We start from the raw sequence: 16,574 nt of genomic DNA on the forward strand, positions 1-16,574 counted from the left end.
AATATACTGTTAATAAACAGCATAATTAACCATTTAATCTACTTTTTATAAAAAGAGGCGGTTAATAAGATAAAAATAGATAAGGAAGTGCATAACCCAAAGAGAATACTTTTTTCGATAGAATTAAATTCTATCATACTCTATGGATTTACTTTTCTTGAAAAAAGCGCGCTACAAACAATAAAGTGTTTATTGTTCGTAGCGCTTAGCTCATAAGGGAATAAGTAGCGTGATCTTAATAACCACGCTCTAAGATTGGTTTTAAGAATCTTGCCGTATGTGAACCTTCAAACTCTGCAACTTGTTCTGGTGTACCTGACACTAAAATTTGTCCCCCACCACTTCCGCCTTCAGGACCAAGATCCACAATCCAGTCCGCTGTTTTGATCACATCAAGATTGTGCTCAATCACAACAATAGTATTACCTTGGTCGCGTAACTGATGAAGTACTTCAAGTAATAACTCAATATCAGCAAAGTGAAGTCCCGTTGTAGGCTCATCGAGAATATAGAGAGTCTGTCCCGTACCACGCTTTGACAACTCTTTTGCTAACTTAACTCGCTGCGCTTCACCGCCCGATAACGTCGTTGCTGATTGCCCCAAACGAATATAAGAAAGACCAACATCAATCAATGTTTGTAGTTTACGAGCCAACGCAGGCACAGCATCAAAAAACGCTCTTGCCTCTTCAATGGTCATATCTAACGCTTCGTGGATATTTTTTCCTTTGTATTTAACTTCAAGGGTTTCACGGTTATAACGCTGACCTTTGCATTGATCACAAGGTACATACACATCAGGTAAGAAATGCATTTCAACTTTTAAAACACCATCACCTTGGCAAGCTTCACAACGCCCACCTTTTACGTTGAAACTGAAGCGCCCCGGTGTATAACCACGAGTACGAGACTCAGGCACACCCGCGAATAGCTCGCGAATCGGTGTAAAGACACCGGTATAAGTTGCAGGGTTTGAACGAGGGGTACGACCAATTGGGCTTTGGTTAATATCAATAACTTTATCGAAATACTCTAACCCTTCAACATCTAAATAAGGCGCTGGTACACTATTTGTAGCTCCATTTAATTGGCGTTGTGCGATAGGGAATAACGTATCGTTGATCAGCGTTGATTTACCCGATCCTGAAACACCAGTAATACAGGTAAATAAACCTACAGGTAATTTTAGATTTACATTTTTTAAGTTATTGCCTTTTGCGCCAAGGATAGTCAGCATTTTTTCGCGATCAACAGGCACACGTTGCTCTGGAATTGCGATACGACGTTCACCACTTAAGAATTTCCCCGTTAATGAATTCGGGTTATTAATAATATCTTCAAGCGTCCCTTGGGCGACAATTTCACCACCATGAACACCCGCACCAGGACCAATATCAATAATATGATCAGCAGCACGGATGGCGTCTTCGTCATGCTCGACAACGATCACGGTGTTACCTAAATTACGCAAGTGGATCAGCGTTTCAAGTAGACGATCGTTATCCCGTTGATGTAATCCAATTGAAGGTTCATCCAATACATACATAACGCCAACTAATCCCGCACCAATCTGACTCGCTAAGCGAATACGTTGTGCTTCACCACCAGATAACGTTTCCGCAGAACGAGAAAGAGTGAGGTAATTTAATCCCACATTGACCAAGAATTTTAATCGGTCACCAATCTCTTTTAAGACTTTTTCTGCAATCTTCGCACGCTGACCACTCAATTTTAGATTTTGGAAAAAGGTCATTGCATGACCAATACTATAATCTGCGATTTCAGGTAATGTGGTATTTTCAACATACACATGGCGCGCTTCTCGGCGTAAACGTGTCCCCCCACAAGAAGCACAAGAGCGATTACTAATATATTTAGAAAGCTCTTCACGTACCGCACTAGATTCCGTCTCACGGTAACGGCGTTCCATATTATTTAATACACCTTCAAAAGGATGATGACGAACAACAACATCCCCCCGATCGTTTGTGTATTTAAATTCAATATTCTCTTTACCTGATCCCGTTAAAATAACTTTTTGAATATTATCTGGTAACGAATCAAAGGGAGCTTCAACATCAAAATGATAGTGCTCACCCAATGAGCGTAGCATTTGGAAATAGTAGAAGTTACGGCGATCCCATCCTTTAATTGCGCCACCCGCAAGAGAGATTTCTCTATTTTGGATCACTAATTCTGGATCAAAAAATTGCTGAACACCTAAACCATCACAAGTTGGACAAGCACCCGCAGGGTTATTAAAGGAGAATAAACGCGGTTCTAGCTCACTCATACTGTAACCACAAACTGGGCAAGCAAAGTTTGCAGAGAAAACAATATCATCCGCATTGCTATCATCCATATCAGAGATAACAGCAGTACCACCAGAAAGTTCTAATGCGGTTTCAAATGATTCAGCTAAACGTTGAGCCAGATCGTCACGGACTTTAAAGCGGTCAATCACGACTTCAATGGTATGTTTTTTCTGTAATTCTAATGTTGGTGGATCAGAAAGATCGCACACTTCACCGTCAATACGCGCACGAATATAACCTTGAGCAGCAAGATTATTCAGTAGCTTAATATGCTCGCCTTTGCGCTCTTTCACCACCGGTGCTAACAGCATTAAACGCCTACCCTCTGGTTGCTCGAGTACATTGTCAACCATTTGACTCACTGTTTGAGCGGCTAATGGAATATCGTGATCAGGACAACGGGGCTCACCAACGCGTGCAAATAAAAGACGCAGATAGTCGTGAATTTCTGTAATCGTTCCCACTGTTGAACGTGGGTTATGTGACGTCGATTTCTGCTCAATCGAAATAGCGGGAGACAAACCTTCAATATGATCAACATCAGGTTTTTCCATTAACGAAAGAAACTGACGAGCATAGGCAGAAAGCGATTCAACATAACGTCGTTGTCCTTCTGCATAAAGCGTATCAAAGGCTAACGAGGATTTACCTGAGCCAGAAAGTCCCGTAATAACAATAAGTTTATCGCGGGGAATGACCAAATTGATATTTTTTAGATTATGGGTGCGAGCGCCCCGTACTTCGATTTTATCCATGAACATATCCCGGATTGAGAGAGTCGCCGAAAAAGAAAGAATCGGATAATTATGACACAAAGTTAACTGAATGGATATACAGTATATATAGTGAAATTGAATGATGATGTAAACCTGTCATTTTGAGACAAAAAAATATCGACAATGTTCACAAATGAGAAATTCATTACTCGTCATATTCAAATTTTAGCGTACGTGATAAACTTATTCGCTTATGATTTCAAAAAATTTACTTTCGCAGGAGTACCTCACATGGCGAGCAGAGGCGTAAACAAAGTTATTCTTATCGGTAATTTAGGGCAGGATCCAGAAATCCGTTATATGCCAAGTGGCGGTGCAGTTGCCAACCTAACATTGGCAACATCAGAAAGCTGGCGCGATAAACAAACCGGTGAAATGAAAGAAAAAACCGAGTGGCACCGTGTGGTAATTTTCGGCAAATTAGCGGAAATTGCAGGCGAATATCTGCGTAAAGGTTCACAAGTCTATATCGAAGGTCAATTACAAACACGTAAATGGCAAGACCAAAGCGGTCAAGACAGATATAGCACTGAAGTTGTCGTTAATATCGGTGGCACAATGCAGATGTTAGGCGGCCGTGGTGGTCAAGATGGCGCACCTTCACAAGGTGGTCAAGGCGGTTGGGGTCAACCACAACAGCCACAAGCATCACAACAATTTAGCGGTGGCGCGCAATCTCGCCCAGCACAACAACCCGCAGCGGCACCAGCACCAAACAATGAACCACCAATGGATTTTGATGACGATATTCCGTTCTGACGGTTACTTAAGACCTAGTTTTGTTAAGTTTGATTATTTAAAACAGACATAAAAAATTAACCCAGCCTAGGCTGGGTTTTTTGTGGTTTGTTCTAACCGAATTTATCATGTAAACCTGTTTTTTCCCATGTAAACCACCCTGCTTTACATATGAGAAAAACACTTTATATAATGATAAATAAACTCTTTTTTACTGTGTATAACTAATTCATTGAGCTGAGCACGAGTCTCTAGATGCTGATATCTTAAGCCCTGCATATCATCTGGCGTTAAAGGTGTTACACCTTCTGGTTCATCAACTATTTTAAGCAAATATCCTCCTTAATATTTTTCCAAATAATCCGACCACCAGATGCAATAATTTCTTTTTTTGCTTGCTCAAGTAGATGCTCTTGAGCTTTTTTATCAATAGACTGTGCTTCTAAAAACATATTTTGAGCATTGCTATCTAAGCTTTGAATCGCTATTTCTGTCACTCTATCTTCAATAATTTCTTCTACAGGCTTTTTAGGGACTAAAGCATAAGTGAAATCGCAATTTAGTTGTTCAGCAAGTAATTTCAATTGGTTAAGCGTGATATCACCCTCTATCTCTCTACGTTCAAGGATGGATATTCTATTTCGGCTTGAATCTAGTTTCTCCGCCAATTGAGCACCAGACATATCAAGTGCTTTACGAATAGTTCTTACCCACCCTTCTTTAGGCGTACGTGGTAACTTGTAACCAAGAAAGGAATTAGCGATAGCTTGATATTGTTTTATAACTATATGTTTTACAATATTTTTATCATTTTTAGTTTTGAAGAAATTCATTATTACTTTCTCCTTTCATAGCGGGTTAACAACCATTAATGTATCTTAAATAAGATACATTAAATAATAGAGTGTATTTAAAAATAGATACACTCAACTTAAATACGTCATCAAAATCAGATACAAATACTTACTTTTATCTAAATGAAATCGTCATCAGAAAGGCATAACAGGAAATTAAATTAGCAAAGTTATTTTCACAAAACCCCACTTTCCACAAAGGTTTACTCTTGGAAAATATGGTAGGATCACTGTTATTAATAACGTCTGAGAGCATCTTATCCCCATGAATGAAGAGAAATTGCTCGCTCAGGCAGAAAAGATCTGCCAGAAACGAGGTGTCCGCCTGACGTCACAACGTCTGGCAGTATTGCGTCTTATAATGCAGCAACCTAGTGCTATCAGCGCTTATGATTTGCTAGATTTACTCAGACAAGTTGAACCGCAAGCTAAACCACCTACGGTTTATCGTGGATTAGAGTTTTTATTAGAACAGGGATTTATCCATAAGATAGAATCCACCAATAGTTATGTGCTTTGTCATCATTTCGATGATATAGAACACACTTCAGTGATGCTGATTTGTGATCGCTGTTTATCTGTTACAGAAAAAAACAGCCATCATATTGAAAATGCCATTGAGATATTGGCAAAAGAGAATGGCTTCCATTTGCGCCATAGCGTAATTGAGATCCACGGCTTATGTTCACAATGCCAAGAAGCCCAAGAGTGTACACATCCTGAAGGTTGTCATCATGACCATAGTATGGATGAGAATCTCAAGCAGAGAAAAACCGGCGACTATAAGCCTCGTTGAGCTTATAAAATACAAAAAGCCAGCTAATTGCTGGCTAATATGTGTTGTACTTTTTAATTCTTATCTCAGCTAATGAATAAGCTTTACTTTCTTCACGCTTACCAATAGCAATAACTAAAATAACGACGTCTGAATCAATAACTTGGTAAACCAATCGAAAACCAGATGCTCGTAATTTAATCTTATAACAACCCGAGAGATCACCTTTTAAGCGAGCAGACTCTATATAAGGGTTTTCCTGTAATTTTTTTAATTTCTTTTTAAATTGTTCTTTAATGCTTTGATCGAGTTTCTGCCATTCTTTTAATGCACGCTTATCAAACTCAATATTAAAGATCATCAATATTTACTCTTATACGTTTACATGGTTTCTTCAAACGTTCACGTACAACAGCTAAAATATCCTCATCTTCATCTTGTTCACCAACAACAACAGAAACTTCAGAGAAAGGTAATTTTTCATTTTCAGAAACATAACGTAGAAACAATCTTATAGCATCTGAAGGAGATAGGTTCATTTTTTCAAACACTTGATAAGCTTCTTTTTTTAGCTCATCGTCTACTCTAACTTGTATTGTTGTCATAAGCACCTCCGTAATTAAAACTCATCATATTGTAATTACATTTGTAGTGCAATGGTGTTTTTTCATACAAATTAAAAATAAAAAATGCAGATGATTTTGTGGTTTTACACATCATCTGCATCTTTTTAAAATAAGTTGTGTTGACTTACTTTGGTACAAATTACAGCCATTCACCGTTGCGAATAACCCCAACGGCTAAACCTTCAACAGTAAAGCTTTGTTCGCGTAAATCGACGATAATAGGTGAAAATTCTGGGTTTTCTGCATGAAGCTCAATTTTATTGCCACTTTTTTTAAAGCGCTTTACTGTCACTTCATCTTCAATACGAGCCACAATGACTTGCCCGTTGTGAACATCTTGCGTTTTATGCACCGCAAGTAAATCGCCATCCATGATACCGATATCTTTCATTGACATACCATTAACGCGCAATAAAAAATCTGCACTTGGTTTAAATAGCATTGGGTCAACTTGATAATGGCTTTCAATATGTTCTTGCGCTAAAAGTGGTTCACCAGCAGCGACTCGCCCAATTAATGGCAATCCTTCTGGCTCTTCTTCCATTAGCAAACGGATACCTCTGGATGCACCAGAGACAATTTCTATCACGCCTTTACGAGCAAGAGCTTTTAAGTGCTCTTCTGCCGCATTTGGTGAGCGAAACCCAAGTTGGGAAGCTATTTCAGCCCGTGTTGGTGGCATACCCGTTTGCGAAATGTGATCACGAACCAAATCGTAAACCTGCTGCTGCCTTGCAGTTAATGCTTTCATTCCGCCCCCTGTTTGTTTATACAGTCAGACTGTGAGTATATACAGGTATATGACGATTTGAAACCTTAAATGAATATAAAACACGCATCTTTGGATTATTTTTCGGCAAAAATCGAATTTTTTAACTTTATGCGAAGAAATGCCCCCAAAGAATGGTTACCCAAGTAAATAATCCCAATATAATAGCAATCAGAACGGCGGCAGAACCCATATCTTTTGCACGTCCGGATAATTCGTGGTATTCAGATCCAATTCGATCGACAACGGCTTCTATTGCACTATTTACCAGTTCCAAGATCACAACCAATACAACGGAACCAATGAGTAAAATGCGCTCTAGACCACTGACATCGATGAAAAATGAAAGGATAATTGCAACCAAGGTCACAATTGCTTCTTGTCTGAAAGCGGCTTCATTAATCCAAGCGGCACGAATGCCTTTGTATGAATAGCCACCAGCTTTGATGATTCGGGTAAGACCTTTATTTTGATTAGCCATAATAAACTCTATCGAAAACAAACGATTATTTTGCCACTTTTCTCTATTAATATTGTCACAGCACCACAGATCTACGAAAGACTTTCTGTTATGCTTTCGAAGTATTGCTAATAAGAGGCTACAACTATTTATGTCAGCTTGGCGTAAACTATATTATAACACATTGAATTTACCACTAAAATTACTGGTAAAAAGCAAACGAGTTCCGACTGATCCTATCACTGAATTAGGGTTAGATACGTCGCGATCTTTCCTTTATGTTCTGCCTTATCATTCAAAGGCTGACTTACTGACATTAAGACAGCAGTGTCTCTCTTTAGGATTGCCTGATCCGCTACAACCTATTGAGATCGGCGGAACTAAACTTCCTGCGTATGTCTTTATTGATGACGGTCCAAGAGTATTCCGTTACTACTCGCCCGATCCTCGTAAAGATTCCGTGAAGACCTTTCACGCTTATCTTGATGCACATCGTAATAACCCACATCTTAATATCGAGATGTTGCCAGTTTCTGTGATGTTTGGACGCTCTCCAGGTCGTGAAGGTCATAATGGCGTTCCACATTTGCGCGTACTTAATGGTATCCAGAAATTTATCGCGATCCTTTGGTTAGGTCGTGATAGCTTTGTTCGTTTTTCACCCACCGTATCAATGCGTGAAATGGCGAACGAACACGGCACGGACACCAGTATAGCTCGAAAACTTGCACGTGTTGCCCGTATCCATTTTTCACGCCAACGTTTAGCCGCGGTTGGCCCTAAATTGCCAGCACGCCAAGATCTCTTCAATAAACTGCTTTCATCAAAAGCCATTGAAAAAGCGATTGAAGATGAATCAAAAGCGAAGAAAATTTCACTTGATAAAGCGCGTAAAAATGCCACAGATATCATGGAAGAAATTGCAGCTAATTTCTCATATGAAGCGGTGCGTATTAGTGATCGCGTATTAAGTTGGACATGGAATAAGCTCTACCAAGGTATCAACGTTTATAATGCCGAGCGAGTACGTAAACTCGCGCAAGATGGGCATGAAATCGTGTATGTTCCTTGTCACCGTAGCCATATGGACTACTTACTGCTTTCTTATGTGCTTTATCACCAAGGTTTAGTGCCCCCCCATATTGCGGCAGGTATTAACCTCAATTTCTGGCCAGCAGGTCCTATTTTCCGCCGTTTAGGGGCTTTCTTTATTCGAAGAACCTTTAAAGGTAACAAGCTTTACTCCACCATTTTCCGCGAATATTTAGGTGAGTTATTTACACGTGGCTACTCCATTGAATATTTTGTTGAAGGTGGGCGCTCTCGTACAGGTCGGTTGTTAGATCCTAAAACAGGAACACTTTCAATGACAGTACAAGCCATGTTACGCGGTGAAACACGCCCTATCTCGGTTGTTCCAATCTACATTGGGTATGAGCACGTTATGGAAGTGGCAACCTATGCCAAAGAGTTACGTGGCGCAACAAAAGAGAAAGAAGGCTTTATGCAGATGGTCAGAGGATTACGTAAATTGCGTAACCTTGGTCAAGGCTATGTGAACTTTGGTGAGCCGATTTCTGTTGTACAATACTTAAATCAGGCTGTGCCACAATGGCGTGATGATATTGATCCCATTGAGCCACAACGTCCAAGTTGGTTAAACCCAACAGTAAGCACACTGGCTGATAACATTATGGTTCATATCAATAATGCAGCATCTATTAATGCGATCAACCTTGTTTCAACAGCCTTGTTAGCATCACGCCAGCGCGCACTGACGAGAGAACAACTGTTAGAACAAGTCGATTGCTATCTGCAATTATTACGCAATGTGCCCTATTCGACAGATATGATAGTGCCTGATAGAAATGCTGAAACCTTGTTAGAACACGCATTACAATCAGATAAATTTCAAGTCGAAAAAGACAGTCTGGGTGATATTGTGATACTTCCGCGTGAAAGTGCGGTATTAATGACTTATTACCGTAATAACACCATTCACTTAATGGTCACGCCATCATTAATTGCAAGTATCGTCTTACATCATGAAAAAATTCATCGTGATGATTTAATGAAACAAGTTGAGCTAATCTTCCCTCTTATTAAAGCGGAACTGTTTATTCGTTATGAGAAAGAAGAACTCCCTGAAGTCATTAATACGTTGATTACAGAATTGTGTCGTCAGCGCCTGATTTGTTGTAATAGTGACGGCTTACTGCGTATCAACCCAGCGCGTATTCGTCCATTACAGCTTTTAGCCGCCAGCGTCAGAGAAACATTACAACGCTATGGCATTACACTCTCTTTACTCAATTTTGCCCCTGAAATTAGCCGTGCATTATTGGAAAAAGAGAGCCGAATCTTAGCACAGCGTCTTTCTGTCTTGCATGGTATCAACGCACCTGAATTCTTTGATAAAGCGGTATTCTCTACCTTAGTTTCAACGCTACGTGAAGAAGGGTATCTCAATGATAATGAAGATATCCTAAAAGCAGATGCATCTGCCCTTTACCAAGTGATTGCAAAATTAATGTCACCAGAAATTCGCTTAACCATTGAAAGCGTGGGGATCACTGAAGATAACAATTCAGTACAAGCAGTTGACGAAAAAAGTGAGCCTAAAGCTGATGAATAATCAGTAAATAGCGCCATAACCAAAATAGAAAAGGGATAAGCTCATTGCTTATCCCTTTTTATTTCTACTCAAAGGTAGAGAATACTTCAGCGCTTACTTATCTTAAAAATAACTAAATAAAATACCCGCAAATAAAACAAAACCAACATAGTTATTATTCATAAAAGCTTGGAAACATGGTGCTCTTTCACGCTCTGCAATAAGCTTCTGTTGATAAATAAACAGCGCTGTTACTAGCAATAGTGACCAGTAGTAGATACCTTTCAGATTCAGCAAAATACCGATACCCACTAATAATGCCAACATCACCAGTTGTAAAATACCAATAATAATTTTGTCATAACGACCGAATAAAATGGCAGTAGATTTCACTCCAATTTTTATATCATCATTACGATCAACCATTGCATATTGCGTATCGTAAACAACAGACCAGACAATATTGACAAGAAATAATAGCCAACACACTAATGGCAAACTTTCAGAAACGGCAGCAAATCCCATAGGGATCGACCAGCCAAAAGCCATACCTAAAATAAGCTGAGGTAAATGGCTAAACCGTTTAACGAAAGGATAAAACCACGCCAGTGCCAGTCCTGCCACAGAGAGCCAAATAGTCATGGTATTAAGTGTTAGAACTAATGCAAAGGACAAGAGTACCAAAACGATAAATAAGATTTTGCTCTCTTTTTCTGTCACAGCCCCACTAGGTAATGGTCGATTTTTAGTTCGTTCAACACTGCCATCAATTTTTCGGTCAGCAAAGTCGTTTATTACACACCCAGCGGCACGCATCGAGAACACACCAATAGTAAAGACAATCAGAATATGCCAATCAGGAAAGCCTTTAGCGGCAATCCATAAAGCCCAATAAGTTGGCCAAAGTAATAATAGCGCTCCGATAGGTTTATCTATACGCATTAAACGGCTATATGCTTGCCATTTACTTTGCGTCATACTTCCCTCCAATTTTAGCTCCCCCTAATTACTTCTCATACACTGGTGATGCAGGTAGAAACATCTCGGTTAATAATAAAGGTTTATCTGAAAGCTGGAAACGAGAACGGCGTAGCCAATACCCATTTTGTTGCCCGATATGAATAAAATCGCGACTTAATGTTGTTTCCTGAAACAGATAACGCCCAAGTGGAACGGTTCTTAGATTGACCAGCTTTCTGTCTTCGCCTGTCAATGTCTCTTCTGGTACTAACGTCCGCCCTAATAACCAAGGAATATCGTCACCACACAATACCACTTCTCTTAACCAATAACGCTGACTTTTGGGTAAACACGCTCTTTCGTCAGCGGGTTCAATTATGTCAATAAATCCTTCTTGATAAGGCATTACGGTGACTTTTTGGCAATATTGTTCGAATCGCCGTGTCATTGAGCCTAATTCCATTAACCAACTTAATGTACTTTCTTGAATACTTGCATGTTCCTCACTGGGTAGCCAATGGATAGGTGCAGGGGTAATTATTGATTTTTTGAACATTTATTCATCATCACGCTTTGATGATCCTAGCTTATGTGAGTCATGATGCATAAGGATATCATGATGTGACTAATGGAAGTTAAAAGCTGATAACATTTCGCATAAATAATCTAAAAAAGCGTTAAAAGAGAATCAGATTGAGTACTCACTGATCAAAAAACAAAGGAGGCTATAAAAACCTCCTTTTTATCTAACCAACTACTTATATTCAGTTTATTCGATTAACGCCATGCTTTATAACGATTGATCAGATTATTTGTTGAGCTATCATGGCTGTTAACACTTTCCTTACCTTTTAATTCAGGAAGAATACGATTAGCTAGCTGTTTACCTAATTCAACACCCCATTGGTCAAACGTGAAGATGTTGAAAATAACACCTTGTACAAAGATCTTATGTTCATACATTGCAATCAATGCACCTAATGAATAAGGCGTAATTTCTTTTAACAGAATAGAGTTCGTTGGGCGATTACCTTCAAATACTTTGAAAGGTGCAACATATCCCATGGTTTTAGGATCTTTTCCTGCAGCAGCAAATTCAGCATCAACTTGCTCACGAGTTTTACCAAAAGCGAGTGCTTCTGTTTGCGCAAAGAAGTTAGACATCAGTTTTGCGTGGTGATCTGATAGTGGGTTATGGCTAATTGCAGGTGCAATGAAATCACAAGGGATGATTTTTGTACCTTGATGGATCAGTTGGTAAAACGCATGTTGCCCGTTCGTTCCTGGCTCGCCCCAAATGATAGGACCTGTTTGATAATTAACTTTGTTGCCATCACGATCAATATACTTACCATTAGATTCCATATTACCTTGTTGGAAGTAAGCAGCAAAACGATGCATGTACTGATCGTATGGCAGAATCGCTTCAGTTTCTGTGCAAAAAAAATTGTTATACCAAATGCCAATCAGAGCGAGGATCATTGGGATGTTGTTTTCAGCATCTGTTGTTCTAAAGTGATTATCCATTGCATGAGCACCTTCCAGTAATTGCTCAAAATTGTCATAACCAACAGATAATGCGATAGATAAACCAATTGCTGACCATAATGAATAACGACCACCAACCCAATCCCAAAATTCAAACATATTGGCAGTATCAATACCAAATTTTGCCACTTCTGTGCTGTTTGTAGATAACGCCACAAAGTGTTTAGCAACAAATGCACTCTCTTTAGCTGAGGCTAAAAACCAATCTCTTGCTGAGTGCGCATTTGTCATGGTTTCTTGTGTGGTAAATGTTTTTGATGCAATGAGGAATAGCGTTGTTTCAGGATCACATTTTTTCAGTGTTTCCGCGATATGGGTACCATCAACATTAGAAACAAAATGCATAGTAAGATGATTTTTATACGGACGTAATGCTTCTGTCACCATATAAGGACCAAGATCAGAGCCACCAATACCAATATTTACAACATCAGTAATCGCCTTGCCTGTATAACCTTTCCATTCACCACTAATAATGCGCTCACTGAACATCTTCATTTTATTCAGCACAGCATTCACTTCTGGCATGACATCTTTGCCATCAACGATGACGGGAGCATTGCTACGATTACGTAGTGCAGTATGCAACACAGCACGATCTTCAGTACGGTTGATTTTTTCACCCGTAAACATGCTATTTATCGCACCTTCAACGTCACATTCCTTAGCCAAAGCCTGTAATTTTTCTAATGTTTCTTTCGTAATACGGTTTTTTGAAAAATCCACTAGAATTTGGTCTGAAAACGTTTTTGAAAATTGCTCAAAACGTGATGGTTCCTGAGCAAACAGTGTTTTCATCTCGGTATCTTTGATCACCGAAAAATGGTTTTCTAATGCCTTCCAGGCGAGGGTTTGGGTGGGGTTTACATTTTTCATTCACAATACTCTCTTAAGATTACAATCCAATATTCTCAGATTGTAGCCTGACATTTAATAGTTACAGTCAATTCTTTCTCATTTGATGATATTGGTCAAAACCATTCAACAAATCTAGTACTAATTACTTACATAGGTAAAACCGATAATGCGGAGCTGATTATTAATTAAATTGATTATTCTTCACTCTGCATTGACTCTCTACTTAATAACCGATATTCCTAAGTGTGTCCAACATCTCATTTTTGCCTAAAGGAATACGACAATGACTGATAATACTGCTACGCCTTCATCTGCATCATCGCCATACACTATCGCTAAATTTGGTGGCACCAGTGTTGCTAACTTTTCAGCAATGGAAAAATGCGCAGATATTATTTTTAAACAAAAGTCAGTTCGTGTCGTCGTTCTTTCAGCATCTGCGGGAATAACTAATTTATTAATTGAACTTGCAGCAGGGACGGAACCTTCACAACGAACAGCGTTGCTGTCACAAGTTCGTGATATTGAGTATGCAATTATCAACCAACTTTCTCAGCCAGAAATTATTTCTCAAGAAATAAACCGCCTGCTTGAGAATATTGAGATGCTCTCTGAAGCGGCTTCACTTGCCACATCTGATGCATTGACTGACGAATTAGTCAGCCACGGCGAATTAATGTCAACCTTACTATTTGTTGAATTATTGCGTGAAAAAGGCATACAGGCAGATTGGTTTGATGTCAGAAAAGTGATGAAAACGAATGATCTATTTTGCCATGCTGAACCTGATATGACACAGCTTACCGAGCTTACAAAAAGTCTGCTCCAGCCTCGTCTAGAAGAAACCGTGATTGTAACACAAGGTTTTATTGGTCAAGAGCCTAAAGGGAGAACCACAACACTAGGTCGTGGTGGTAGTGATTATACAGCGGCGCTGATTGGTGAGGCACTGGGAATGTCTCGTGTAGATATTTGGACAGATGTGCCGGGTATTTACAGCACTGATCCAAGAATAGTGCCAGAGGCACATCGTATTGATCAAATCGCCTTTGATGAAGCGGCTGAAATGGCAACCTTTGGGGCTAAAATTTTACACCCCGCCACATTATTACCGGCTGTACGCAGTGGTATTCCTGTTTTTGTCGGTTCTAGCAAGGCACCCGAAGAAGGTGGCACATTAGTTTGTGCTCAAACTACAAATCCACCGATATTCCGTGCAATTGCACTGCGTAGAAAACAAACTTTGCTGACATTACATAGCCTGAAAATGCTTCATGCACGAGGCTTTTTAGCAGAGATATTTACTATTTTATCGCGCCATCATATCTCTGTTGATGTGATAACCACATCAGAAGTGAGCATTGCATTAACACTTGATACAACAGGCACTACCAACGCATCGGGGAGTTTATTAACTAATGCGCTCTTAACAGAACTATCCGCATTATGTCGTGTTGAAGTCGAAGAAAATTTGGCTCTGGTGGCGATTATCGGTAATTCACTCTCACAAGTGAATGGCTTAGGAAGCCAGATTTTTGGCGCATTAGAAAGCTACAATATTCGGATGATAAGCCATGGTGCAAGTACTCACAATTTATGTTTATTAGTTGATGGCAAAGATGCAGATGATATTGTCAGAAAACTGCATGATACGTTGTTTTAATTAAACGATTTTGAGAGAGATAATTTTTATCTCTTTCAAAACTCAGCCTTTATTGCTGAAAAGGTGCAAGCTTTAAAGAACTTCATTAAATAATAATTAGAATTAAAATCTAATTTATTAATGGAGTAATAAAAATGGAATTTTGTATTAAAGGAAAAAGTAATATTTGCGATATAATAAAGAATGAAATATTAAATACGAAGTCTGATACAAAAGCACTTACTAATATAAAAAGAGCGATTGTTTCCCTTCATAACGCATCAGTTGCTGGTTATACACAACCAGAGAAAAATACACTTAATGTACTTAATTACGTAGAAACAGACAGATCTCTCTTGGAAAATATACATTCTATCTATAATCCATTATCAATTAATAAAGAATGTATTAATTCAATGATCAATATTCATCAAAAACAAAAAGTCAAAAATATTGATGCCATCGTTCAATATAGTCGTGTATTAGAAAACATAGAGAATTATAAACGAAATAAATTTATAGAAAATAATGAAATAATAAAAAAATATCCAAAATTATTAAATATAATTATTCAAACCAACAATGAGATAAAAAAAGTCACCGATACAATTAGTATCTATTTTCAAGCATGTATAGAAGAACTAGAAAAAAGAAATGAGGATATTCCTATCGTAGAGAAAAAAGCAGAATATAATAAACAAGAATTAATTTTATCGAGAGAAATTATCAATAATTATTTATTAAAATCCCATCAAGTAGGTGAAAATGCAATAAAAAGAGATATAACAAAAGCAACAGTATTTAATAAAAAACAAGATAATGTGATTCAAGATTTAAAATTAATGGTTTCTGACTATATCCCCATTTTAGATGAAGAAAATAAACCAAAATCTCATTTAAGTAGTGAAATACTATCAGATATCATCACCAAACAAATAGCTCAGCTCACAAAAATAAACGCTGATTTTTTTAACCCATTAAGTTAAACTTTGAGATTAGGCTTCTTCTAATAAGAAGCCTAATTTTTTATAAATTAATACACCCGATAACCACCATATTTCTTCGCAAATTGATTAAATTTGCCAAAATCAATTAAAGCAATTTCTAAAGAACGATGAGCAAGATGAGACATCTTTGCAATTTTTTCAACAAAAACTCGGTTATCTTCCAGTAATTTAGCGGTAAGCGTAGCGACAATAATTTCACACTCATTTGGTGTGACAATCCAACCATCATTGGTAGCAAATTTATGAATAGGGATATGGCCTTCTTTTTCACTTTCTTTGGCTAATAATGCTTCTTCTTCTTTTATTGCCTGCTTGAATGACACGATTTCTTCTTCAACAGGCTCTGGAGTAGTAGGAATTTTATGGTAAATATAATCGCCCACTTCTTCGATTCGTGCAGGCGTCATTTCTGCTTTTAGCCAAATATTATCAAATGCTTTTTCGTCTAAAATTGCCTCTGTATCTAAACTTCCTGTTAATTGCATCAGATTTAAAAAAGCATTAATTAACACTTCATTTAATGGATAGCCCCCTTTTACTAAAGAAGGGAAAGGTATTTCAGTGCCAGCAGGCGGAGTTTTCTGAAGATACAAAGTATAACTCATCGTCATGTCCTTTTTTCTGATACAGGC

General features: G+C 38.4%; 16 protein-coding genes. 5 read left to right on the forward strand and 11 right to left on the reverse strand.

Translation table 11 applies throughout. The features are described from left to right. Positions 1–235: 235 nt before the first annotated feature. Entirely contained in the window at positions 236–3,070 is a 2,835-nt protein-coding gene (gene uvrA, locus DK865_RS18450; RefSeq protein ID WP_036914144.1) for an excinuclease ABC subunit UvrA, read from the reverse strand. A 252-nt stretch (positions 3,071–3,322) separates the two neighbouring features. Here uvrA and ssb1 point away from each other — a divergent pair, with 252 nt between their 5' ends. Further along, positions 3,323–3,850 (forward strand): single-stranded DNA-binding protein SSB1, encoded by a 528-nt coding sequence (gene ssb1, locus DK865_RS18455; RefSeq protein ID WP_109392546.1) that lies wholly within the window; start codon positions 3,323–3,325, stop codon positions 3,848–3,850. Positions 3,851–3,994: 144 nt separating this feature from the next. On the opposite strand, the gene DK865_RS18690 is transcribed toward ssb1, so the two are convergent. Further along, complete coding sequence (locus tag DK865_RS18690; RefSeq protein WP_162556643.1) at positions 3,995–4,162, reverse strand: hypothetical protein; 168 nt, start codon at positions 4,160–4,162, stop codon at positions 3,995–3,997. Then, positions 4,150–4,662: a mobile mystery protein A gene (locus DK865_RS18460; protein ID WP_109392547.1), complete on the reverse strand. Its 513-nt coding sequence runs from the start codon at positions 4,660–4,662 to the stop codon at positions 4,150–4,152. The genes DK865_RS18690 and DK865_RS18460 overlap by 13 nt, the downstream gene beginning before the upstream one ends. 286 nt (positions 4,663–4,948) lie before the next feature. On the opposite strand from DK865_RS18460, the gene zur reads away from it, so the two are divergent. Next, positions 4,949–5,479 (forward strand): zinc uptake transcriptional repressor Zur, encoded by a 531-nt coding sequence (gene zur / locus DK865_RS18465; RefSeq protein WP_109392548.1) that lies wholly within the window; start codon positions 4,949–4,951, stop codon positions 5,477–5,479. Between the two features lie 34 nt (positions 5,480–5,513). Here zur and DK865_RS18470 read toward each other — a convergent pair whose 3' ends face one another. The 4 genes from DK865_RS18470 to DK865_RS18485 form a co-directional block, all read right to left on the reverse strand. Continuing rightward, positions 5,514–5,819 (reverse strand): type II toxin-antitoxin system RelE family toxin, encoded by a 306-nt coding sequence (locus tag DK865_RS18470; RefSeq protein ID WP_023583072.1) that lies wholly within the window; start codon positions 5,817–5,819, stop codon positions 5,514–5,516. After that, a complete protein-coding gene (locus DK865_RS18475) occupies positions 5,809–6,063 on the reverse strand; it encodes a type II toxin-antitoxin system RelB/DinJ family antitoxin (RefSeq protein ID WP_023583073.1) in 255 nt (84 codons plus the stop codon). The genes DK865_RS18470 and DK865_RS18475 overlap by 11 nt, the downstream gene beginning before the upstream one ends. A 160-nt stretch (positions 6,064–6,223) precedes the next feature. Further along, on the reverse strand, positions 6,224–6,835 hold the full coding sequence (lexA, locus tag DK865_RS18480; protein ID WP_023583074.1) for a transcriptional repressor LexA: 612 nt from the start codon (positions 6,833–6,835) through the stop codon (positions 6,224–6,226). A 127-nt stretch (positions 6,836–6,962) separates the two neighbouring features. Continuing rightward, positions 6,963–7,334 carry a diacylglycerol kinase gene (locus DK865_RS18485; RefSeq protein WP_006536373.1) on the reverse strand — a complete coding sequence of 124 codons (372 nt, stop codon included), beginning with the start codon at positions 7,332–7,334 and terminating at the stop codon, positions 6,963–6,965. A 130-nt stretch (positions 7,335–7,464) separates the two neighbouring features. Between DK865_RS18485 and plsB the strand changes: the two genes are divergently transcribed. After that, on the forward strand, positions 7,465–9,948 hold the full coding sequence (gene plsB, locus DK865_RS18490) for a glycerol-3-phosphate 1-O-acyltransferase PlsB (protein ID WP_109392549.1): 2,484 nt from the start codon (positions 7,465–7,467) through the stop codon (positions 9,946–9,948). Positions 9,949–10,050: 102 nt separating this feature from the next. On the opposite strand, the gene ubiA is transcribed toward plsB, so the two are convergent. The 3 genes from ubiA to pgi form a co-directional block, all read right to left on the reverse strand. Then, positions 10,051–10,905: a 4-hydroxybenzoate octaprenyltransferase gene (ubiA, locus tag DK865_RS18495; RefSeq protein WP_023583077.1), complete on the reverse strand. Its 855-nt coding sequence runs from the start codon at positions 10,903–10,905 to the stop codon at positions 10,051–10,053. 28 nt (positions 10,906–10,933) lie between these two features. Next, positions 10,934–11,443, reverse strand: a complete 510-nt coding sequence (gene ubiC / locus DK865_RS18500) for a chorismate lyase (protein WP_023583078.1) — start codon at positions 11,441–11,443, stop codon at positions 10,934–10,936. 221 nt (positions 11,444–11,664) lie between these two features. After that, positions 11,665–13,311, reverse strand: a complete 1,647-nt coding sequence (pgi, locus tag DK865_RS18505) for a glucose-6-phosphate isomerase (protein ID WP_109392550.1) — start codon at positions 13,309–13,311, stop codon at positions 11,665–11,667. A gap of 265 nt (positions 13,312–13,576) precedes the next feature. Here pgi and lysC point away from each other — a divergent pair, with 265 nt between their 5' ends. Both lysC and DK865_RS18515 read left to right on the forward strand, forming a co-directional pair. Beyond that, entirely contained in the window at positions 13,577–14,956 is a 1,380-nt protein-coding gene (lysC, locus tag DK865_RS18510) for a lysine-sensitive aspartokinase 3 (protein ID WP_023583080.1), read from the forward strand. A 134-nt stretch (positions 14,957–15,090) separates the two neighbouring features. Beyond that, positions 15,091–15,921, forward strand: a complete 831-nt coding sequence (locus DK865_RS18515; RefSeq protein WP_109392551.1) for a hypothetical protein — start codon at positions 15,091–15,093, stop codon at positions 15,919–15,921. A gap of 47 nt (positions 15,922–15,968) precedes the next feature. Here DK865_RS18515 and DK865_RS18520 read toward each other — a convergent pair whose 3' ends face one another. Then, positions 15,969–16,547 carry a hypothetical protein gene (locus DK865_RS18520; RefSeq protein WP_228407816.1) on the reverse strand — a complete coding sequence of 193 codons (579 nt, stop codon included), beginning with the start codon at positions 16,545–16,547 and terminating at the stop codon, positions 15,969–15,971. Positions 16,548–16,574: the final 27 nt, after the last annotated feature.

Origin of the sequence: Proteus cibi (assembly GCF_003144405.1) — a bacterium.
In the GTDB taxonomy this organism is placed as follows: domain Bacteria; phylum Pseudomonadota; class Gammaproteobacteria; order Enterobacterales; family Enterobacteriaceae; genus Proteus; species Proteus cibi.

Coding starts and splice junctions, on each gene's coding strand:
- DK865_RS18475 (WP_023583073.1), bottom strand. CDS start 6,063: ATGACAACAATACAAGTTAGAGTAGACGATGAGCTAAAAAAAGAAGCT.
- pgi (WP_109392550.1), bottom strand. CDS start 13,311: ATGAAAAATGTAAACCCCACCCAAACCCTCGCCTGGAAGGCATTAGAA.
- ubiA (WP_023583077.1), bottom strand. CDS start 10,905: ATGACGCAAAGTAAATGGCAAGCATATAGCCGTTTAATGCGTATAGAT.
- DK865_RS18460 (WP_109392547.1), bottom strand. CDS start 4,662: ATGAATTTCTTCAAAACTAAAAATGATAAAAATATTGTAAAACATATA.
- zur (WP_109392548.1), top strand. CDS start 4,949: ATGAATGAAGAGAAATTGCTCGCTCAGGCAGAAAAGATCTGCCAGAAA.
- lysC (WP_023583080.1), top strand. CDS start 13,577: ATGACTGATAATACTGCTACGCCTTCATCTGCATCATCGCCATACACT.
- DK865_RS18515 (WP_109392551.1), top strand. CDS start 15,091: ATGGAATTTTGTATTAAAGGAAAAAGTAATATTTGCGATATAATAAAG.
- ubiC (WP_023583078.1), bottom strand. CDS start 11,443: ATGTTCAAAAAATCAATAATTACCCCTGCACCTATCCATTGGCTACCC.
- ssb1 (WP_109392546.1), top strand. CDS start 3,323: ATGGCGAGCAGAGGCGTAAACAAAGTTATTCTTATCGGTAATTTAGGG.
- lexA (WP_023583074.1), bottom strand. CDS start 6,835: ATGAAAGCATTAACTGCAAGGCAGCAGCAGGTTTACGATTTGGTTCGT.
- DK865_RS18485 (WP_006536373.1), bottom strand. CDS start 7,334: ATGGCTAATCAAAATAAAGGTCTTACCCGAATCATCAAAGCTGGTGGC.
- plsB (WP_109392549.1), top strand. CDS start 7,465: ATGTCAGCTTGGCGTAAACTATATTATAACACATTGAATTTACCACTA.
- DK865_RS18470 (WP_023583072.1), bottom strand. CDS start 5,819: ATGATCTTTAATATTGAGTTTGATAAGCGTGCATTAAAAGAATGGCAG.
- DK865_RS18520 (WP_228407816.1), bottom strand. CDS start 16,547: ATGAGTTATACTTTGTATCTTCAGAAAACTCCGCCTGCTGGCACTGAA.
- uvrA (WP_036914144.1), bottom strand. CDS start 3,070: ATGGATAAAATCGAAGTACGGGGCGCTCGCACCCATAATCTAAAAAAT.